The 7090-nt window shown below is 67.7% G+C and carries 6 protein-coding genes; 1 reads left to right on the top strand and 5 read right to left on the bottom strand.

Translation table 11 applies throughout. The features are described 5' to 3' along the window. Positions 1-717, bottom strand: a 717-nt coding sequence (locus V5A38_RS14040; protein ID WP_332326390.1) for an amidohydrolase family protein, incomplete at its 3' end; no start/stop codon positions are given. A 57-nt stretch (positions 718-774) separates the two neighbouring features. Next, a complete protein-coding gene (locus V5A38_RS14035; protein WP_332326389.1) occupies positions 775-2034 on the bottom strand; it encodes a Zn-dependent hydrolase in 1260 nt (419 codons plus the stop codon). 101 nt (positions 2035-2135) lie between these two features. On the opposite strand from V5A38_RS14035, the gene V5A38_RS14030 reads away from it, so the two are divergent. Beyond that, positions 2136-3758: a D-aminoacylase gene (locus V5A38_RS14030; RefSeq protein ID WP_332326388.1), complete on the top strand. Its 1623-nt coding sequence runs from the start codon at positions 2136-2138 to the stop codon at positions 3756-3758. A 27-nt stretch (positions 3759-3785) separates the two neighbouring features. On the opposite strand, the gene thrC is transcribed toward V5A38_RS14030, so the two are convergent. The 3 genes from thrC to V5A38_RS14015 all read right to left on the bottom strand — a co-directional run. Next, positions 3786-5015, bottom strand: a complete 1230-nt coding sequence (thrC, locus tag V5A38_RS14025) for a threonine synthase (RefSeq protein WP_332326387.1) — start codon at positions 5013-5015, stop codon at positions 3786-3788. A gap of 54 nt (positions 5016-5069) precedes the next feature. Continuing rightward, the gene (locus tag V5A38_RS14020) at positions 5070-5792 is read right to left on the bottom strand and encodes a helix-turn-helix domain-containing protein (RefSeq protein WP_332326386.1); all 723 of its coding nucleotides are present in this window, start codon (positions 5790-5792) and stop codon (positions 5070-5072) included. A 92-nt stretch (positions 5793-5884) separates the two neighbouring features. Then, positions 5885-7090, bottom strand: a 1206-nt coding sequence (locus V5A38_RS14015; protein WP_332326385.1) for a membrane dipeptidase, incomplete at its 5' end; no start/stop codon positions are given.

Genomic DNA, 7090 nt, shown 5'->3' with positions numbered 1-7090 from the left:
GTCGACGAACTCGTCCAGGGCCGCCCAGATCCACCGCCCCTCGCTGCGGACGTGCGCGATGAAGGGTTTGCCGCCGGGCTCCAGTCGCGCAGCCAGCGTCCCGACCTCCGCCGTCTCGGCGTACGTGCAGGGCGTGTAGATGAGCCCGGTCGAGAACCCCAGCGCGCCGTCCGCCAGTGCCTCGGTCACGAGGTCAGCCATCTCGGCGAGTTCATCCTCGGTGGGGGCGCGGTCAGCCATGCCGAGCACGTTGAACCGCACGGTGCCGTGGCCCACGAGCAGCGCCACGTTGGGTGCGACGCCGTTCGCCTCGACGGCGTCGAAGTAGTCAGCGACGCTGCCCCACGTCCAGTCCACGTCCACGCTCCCGGCGAGGGCGCCCAGCTGTTTCGACCACGCTTCGGCGCCGCCCTCACGGTGCATCGGCGCCATCGAGAAGCCGTCCTGGCCCAGGACCTCCGTGGTGATCCCCTGCCGGAGTTTCGGCGCGAGCGTCGGGTCCGCGAACAGCTCCATATCCGAGTGGGAGTGGGTGTCGATAAACCCCGGTGAGACAACGCGGTCCGCGACGTCGATGACGGTTGCGGCACTGGTGTCCGGGCTCGACTCGCGGGAGACGGCGGCGATGCGGTCCCCCTCGACAGCGACACTCCCACGGTACCACGGCGCCCCCGTTCCGTCGACGATGCGGGCGTTCTCGAGAAGCAGGTCGGTCATACGTGTTCCTGCGCGCGGTTCGGCAAAAACCCGCCCCCGAGAATAGACGGGGGTAGGCTACGACTCGGAGCCGGAGTCGGCGCCGGGGGCCTCGTTCGCCTGCTCCAGCACGGCGTTGAACAGCACGTTCGTCCCCGTGACCACGTCGTCCCACTCGGTGAACTCGTCCTCGGTGTGGCTGACGCCGCCGACGCTAGGGGCGAACACCATCGCAGTCGGGCAGACGCCGTTGAGATAGCTGGCGTCGTGGCCCGCGCCGCTGACGAGGCGGGTGTACTCAGCGTCCAGTGCGTCGGCCGCGGCGGCCACCGTCTCCACGCAATCCGGGTCGAACGTCTGGGAGTCGATGCGCATGATCTGCTCGTACTCGCCCGCCACGCCCTCGCGGGCCGCGGCGTGGTCGATCTCCTCACGCACCCGTTCGGCCGCCCGGTCGACCGTCGCGTCGTCGGAGGAGCGGAAGTCGACCGTGAAATCGACGCGTTCCGGGATGACGTTGATGGCGTTGGGTGAGACGTCGAGCGACCCAACGGTTCCCACCAGGTCCTCACCCTCCGTGCCGGCGATGCGCCGGACCACCTCGATGATGTCGCTCGTGGCCACCAGCGCGTCGTGGCGGAGATGCATCGGCGTCGGTCCGGCGTGGTCCGCGCTGCCCGTGAAGGCGGCGTCGAACCAGATGAAGCCGTAGACGCCCTCGACGACGCCGACGCTCAGTCCCGCGTCCGCCAGGGTCGGCCCCTGTTCCACGTGGAGTTCGAAGTAACTGTGGAGGTCACGGGGCTCGCAGGGCGCCTCGCCCTTGTAGCCGATTCGCTCCAGTTCCTCGCCGAACGTGTCTCCCTCCTTGTCCTCGAGGCCGTAGGCGAACGCCGTCTCGAACTTCCCCGCGAAGACGCCGCTGCCGAGCATATCCGGCTGGAAGCGCACGCCCTCCTCGTTGCTCCACGAGACCACCTCGATGGGGCGTTCGGTCTCGACCCCGGCGTCGTTCAGTGTCTCGATGCCTTCGAGCGCGCCGAGCACGCCGATGACACCGTCGTACCGGCCGCCGTTGTACTGGCTGTCGACGTGCGAGCCGACGAGCACGGGCGCGAGGTCGTCGTTGGTCCCGTCGCGTCGCCCGAAGATGTTGCCCACCTCGTCGACGGTCACCGTGAGGCCGGCCTCCTCGAACCACTCGACCAGCGTGTCCCGGGCGCGCCTGTTCGCGTCCGAGAGCGACGGCCGGTTCACGCCGCCGCGGTCGGTTGCGCCGATCTCGTTGAACCGGTCGAACCGGTCCCGGAGCCGCTCGCTCGAAATCTCTCTGGGCATGGGCGTGGGCAGGTGGTCGGAGGCTTTCACTCCGCCCCCTCTCATGTGGGGGTGTGAGATTTAGCGGGAACGTCGCGTGCCCACGAGCATGAGCACGACCAATGACTGAGAACGTCGAGTTGCGGAATGCGACGGTGTACGACGGCTCCGGGAGCGCGCCGATGACAGGGTCCGTTCTCGTCGTCGACGGGCGAATCGAGCAGGTGAGTCCGTCACCGGTCGGCGCCGACCGTGTCCTCGAGCTCGCGGGGAGCGCGCTCACGCCGGGGTTCGTCGACATGCACGCCCACTCGGAACTCCGCCTGTTCGACCACCCCGAGGCCGTCGAGAAGGTGACACAGGGCGTGACTCTCGAGGTGATGGGGCAGGACGGCGTCAGCGTCGCCCCGGTTCCGGCGGGGACTCGCGACGAGTGGGCCAGACGCGTCCAGACCCTGTTGGGCCAGCGCGAGACGTGGGAGTGGCGCTCCATCGAGGAGTATCTCGACGTCCTCGACGACGCCGGGACGGCCGTGAACTGCGCCTACTACGCCCCCCACGGCAATCTCCGCTCGCTGGCGGCGCGGTTCGAGGACCGGCCGCTCGACCCGGACGAACTCGGCCACGTCTCGGATGCGTTAGATACGGCCATCGCCGCGGGCGCCTTCGCGCTCTCCACGGGGATGATCTACCCACCGAGTTCCTACGGCCGTGACGACGAACTCGAAGCACTCGGTGAGGTGCTTGCGGGCCGCGACGGGTTCATCGTCTCGCACGTCTGGAACGAGAGCGACGAGGTGGTCGAATCGATCGACCGGTTCGTCCGCCTCTGTGAACGCGCCGGCTGCCAGCCCCACGTCTCGCACCTGAAAGTCGCCGGCGAAGAGAACTGGGGCGGCTCCGAGGCGGTGCTCGACGTGTTCGACGCCGCGAACGACCGCGACGTGCACGTCACCTTCGACCAGTACCCCTGGACCGCCGGGAGCACGATGCTCACGGCGCTGCTTCCGCCGTGGGCGCGTGAGGGCGAAACGGCTGCCGTGCTGGAGCGATTGCGCGACCCCGACGTGCGGGAGCGTATCCGCAGCGACATCGAGACCGGTGGCAGTGGTGACTGGGAGAACCTCGCGAAAGCGGCAGGCACGTGGGAGAACATCCTGGTCACCGACACGGGGAGCGGGCAGGCCGAGGGTGAATCTATCGCCGCCGTCGCGGAGGCCCGCGGAACCGACTCGGTCGAGGCGCTCTGTAGGCTGCTCGTCGAGGAGGAACTCGACGTGACCATGGCCGACTTCGTGATGGACGACCAGGATATCAAGCGATTTCTCGCTGACCCCCGGGGCACCATCTGCACTGACGGCATCTTCGGCGGCAAACCGCACCCGCGGGCCGTCGGCACCTACCCCCGACTGCTTGACCGGTACGTCCGCGAGCGCGAGACGCTCTCGCTGGAACTGGCGGTGTACAAGGCCGCGGGCCACCCGGCCGACGTGCTCGGGCTCCCCGACCGGGGACGTGTTCGGGAAGGGTACGTCGCCGACCTCGTGGTGTTCGACCCCGAGCGGGTGCGGGCGAACGCGACCTACGACGACCCGATGCAGCTCTCGGACGGTATCGAGCACGTGCTCGTCGACGGCGAGTTCGTCGTGGAGAACGGCGACCCGACCGGCGCCCGGCCGGGACGCGTGCTGCGGTCGGTCGAGGAGTGGGACGGCCCGAAGCGCCCGAGCCTCACGGACCGGTAAGGAGCGGTGGCGGTTCTCGAATCCCGTTCAAACCTCGTCGGGGTAGCGCTCGACCACATCGTCGATATCGGGAGCGATGTGCTCGACGTCGCCGGCCGCACGCATCGCGCTCTCGGTGTCCTTCAGCCCGTTGCCGGTGACGACGACGATAACGGATTCGCCCGGCTCGATGATGCCCTGGTCGCGAGCCTTCTTCAGACCGGCAACGGGTGCTGCCCCCGCCGGCTCGGCGTAGACGCCCTCGGTTCGGCCGAGTAGCGCCTCGCCGGCGAGAATCGCCTCGTCGCTCACGAGCACCGAGTCCCCGTCGCTCTCCTCCAGTGCCGTGCAGGCTTTCACCGTGTTCCGGGGCCGGCCAACGGCGATGCTGTCGGCGACGGTGTCGGCCACCTCGTCGATATCGTCGTGCTGCTTGAACGCGTCGTGGATGCCGCTCGCGCCCTCGGCTTGCACGCCGAGCATCTTCGGCGCATCGTCGACGAACCCGAGGTCGCGGAACTCCCGGAACCCCTTCCAGCCGCCGGCGATCGTACAGCCGTCGCCCATGGAGAACACCAGCCAGTCGGGCAGGTCGTCCTGGGTTTGCTCGGCGAGTTCGTGGCCGACGGTGCGCTTGCCCTCCACCTGGAACGGGTTGACCGCGGCGTTGCGGTTGTACCAGCCGAACTGCGCCGTTACCTCCATGCTGAGGTCGTAGGCCTCGTCGTAGCTTCCGTCGACGCCGAGCACGTCGGCGCCGTACACCAGCGGCTGGGCGAGTTTCCCAGCCGGCGCGTCGCCGGGAACGAACAGCCGGCAGTCCAGCCCGCCCCGGGCGGCAAACCCCGCGAGCGAGGCTGCCGCGTTGCCCGTCGACGCGCAGGTCACGATGTCCAGCCCGAACTCACGAGCCTTGGTGAGCGAGACGCCCGTCGCTCGGTCTTTCAGCACACCTGTCGGGTTGCGACCATCGTCCTTGACGCGCAGGTCGATGTCGAGTTCGTCCCCGAGCCGCGGCGCGTCGAGTAGCGGGGTGCCGCCCTCGCCGAGCGTCACCGCCGTCGACTCGTCCTCGACGGGGAGGAAGGCGCGGTACTTCCACAGGGAGTCGATCCGGCCGTCGAGCGGTTCGTCGAAGCGCTCGGCGACGCGGCCGTAGTCGTAGATGACGTCGAGAATCCCCTTGACGCCCTCGTGCTCCGGGCAGGTGTAGATCAGCTGGTCGGGGTCGTACGTCTCGCCACACAGCGTACACTCCAGCGCCTCGACGTGGTCCATACGGCTTCTTGGGGAACCGGGCAAGAGAAGCTACCGCCCCACATACACGGGGGGTCAGTCGAGTTGGCCGAGAATTTTCGATTCGGCTTTCCGGAGATGTTCGAGCAGCGTCGTCTTCGAGATGTCGAGCTGGTCCGCGAGATCGCTGGCCGAACAGTCCCGGGGCCACGTGTAGTAGCCTTCGCGCTGTGCGAGTTCGAACACCTCGCGCTGGCGCTCGGAGAGCTGCGTGGACTGGTTGCTCTCGGCGGCGTCCGTCCGGGCGGATTTCATCCCCTCGACGGTGATTTCGGCGTCCATCTCCGACCGAACCTCGTCGAGTCGCTGCTGAATCGTCCCCCGAGAGGCGGCGACGATGACCGTCCAGTACTCGTAGCCGTCGTGGATGCGGATCTCCTCCTCGGGGACGAACCCGCGGGAGACGAACGCGTCGTGGATACTGTAGGTCGGCTCGTACTCGACGAGCAGCTCCTGTGTTGCGTTGCCCGCCGCGCCGGTCCGCAGCGACGGGTTGAAGTACTCGTTGATGCATTTGATCTCGTCAGTCAACGGCGATTCCTCGATGGCCTGGGCGAGTTCACGTATCGCCTCGGTCGTGTCGGCGTAGGCGGTAAAACGCCCGCTCAGGATGCCGTCGTGCTGGTAGACGCCGTGAGTGATGAGCCCGGCGTTGACACGTTCAGTCGTCTCCAGCGTCCAGCAGTCCGGGTGCCAGACCTTGAGAGTTATCTGTGAGGTCTGATACTGTTCTTGGGTCTGTTCGTGAGAGCTTGCCATGCTGTAGATTCTCGATTTGTCGCGGTTAATTGTTTCGCCTGGCTCATCGGTAAACCTCAGTTATCGGTCACGTGAGCGTCTCTAGAGACGGTTCACGCGACTGCACGCGCCCAGAAGTCGAGGAAGTTACCGCCGAGGAGCTTCCGACGCTCGTCCTCGTCGTAGCCACGCGCTTCCAGCCCCTCGGGGATGGCCGGCCAGTCCTCGTACGCCTGCATCGGTCCGAACCCACGGCCGATTGTAACGCCGTGCTCCTCGCGGAAGCCAAGCGATTTGAACGTTCGCATGAACCCCTCGTGGAGCTCCTCGGGGATCTCCGGCGTCCAGGACCCCCAGTCGGTGCCGATCCCCACCCGGTCGATGCCGACGTGCTCGACCATGTAGTCGATATGGTCGAACACCTGCGAGAACGACGCCTCCGCCGAACCGGGTTCGAGGAAGAACGGGACCGCGAGGACGCCGACGTAGCCGTCGACCGCCTGGAGCGCCGCCAGCTCCTCGTCGGATTTCCCGCGGTCGTGGGCGGAGAGCTCGTTGCTGAACGTGTGGGTGTAGGCCACCGGGCCATCCGACAGCTCGACCGCGTCGAGGGTGGTCTGGCGCCCGCAGTGCGAGAGGTCGACGACCATCCCGAGCTCGTTCATTCGCTCGAGCGCCTCGACGCCGTGGTTCGAGAGCCCGGCGTCGACCCGGTCGGTGCAGCCGTGCCCGACGAGGTTCTGGCTGTTGTACGTGAGCTGCCCGACGCGAACACCGGCGTTGTAGAGCTCCTCGACCGTTTCCACGTCGCCCTCGATGGCGGCGCCGAGGTTCTGGGTGTTCGGAACGACGCCCACGTCGCCATCGTCGACGATCTCGCGAGCCTCCGCGGGCGATGTCGCCCGCCGGAGCCACGGGACGGCATCGAACCGGCCGTTCCAGCGCGCCAGGTCCGCGCGGACCCCATCGGCGTAGGTTCCGGTTCTGTCGAACCCCATCATCGTCGCGCTTACGAGATTGACGCCCGCCTCGGCGAAGGCAGCGCGGAGCTCGTCGCGGAAATCGGGCTCCTCACGTAGCTGTCGGACCTGTTCCTGCTCCATCGCGTCGTAGGCCGCGCTGGCGTCGGCGCCGGCGTCGAGTTCCTCGTGCATCCGGCGCTCGATGCGGTCGGTGACCAGGAGCTGCGTCCCTCGTGGGAAGAAGTCGAACGTTGGCTCAGGCATGATAACTGGCTGGGGCTGGGGCCGTATGTAGGGACCACCCCACATGATCGGGTGGGCACTGTCCCAGGACCGCTTCCGACGGCCGACGACCGT

It is taken from the genome of Halolamina sp. (assembly GCF_036626355.1).
Taxonomy (GTDB): domain Archaea; phylum Halobacteriota; class Halobacteria; order Halobacteriales; family Haloferacaceae; genus Halolamina.
This window is presented reverse-complemented; position numbering and strand designations above follow the sequence as displayed.

Excerpts from the sequence above, each read along its gene's own strand:
- V5A38_RS14035 (WP_332326389.1), bottom strand. The coding sequence starts at position 2,034 with ATGCCCAGAGAGATTTCGAGCGAGCGGCTCCGGGACCGGTTCGACCGG.
- V5A38_RS14030 (WP_332326388.1), top strand. The coding sequence starts at position 2,136 with ATGACTGAGAACGTCGAGTTGCGGAATGCGACGGTGTACGACGGCTCC.
- thrC (WP_332326387.1), bottom strand. The coding sequence starts at position 5,015 with ATGGACCACGTCGAGGCGCTGGAGTGTACGCTGTGTGGCGAGACGTAC.
- V5A38_RS14020 (WP_332326386.1), bottom strand. The coding sequence starts at position 5,792 with ATGGCAAGCTCTCACGAACAGACCCAAGAACAGTATCAGACCTCACAG.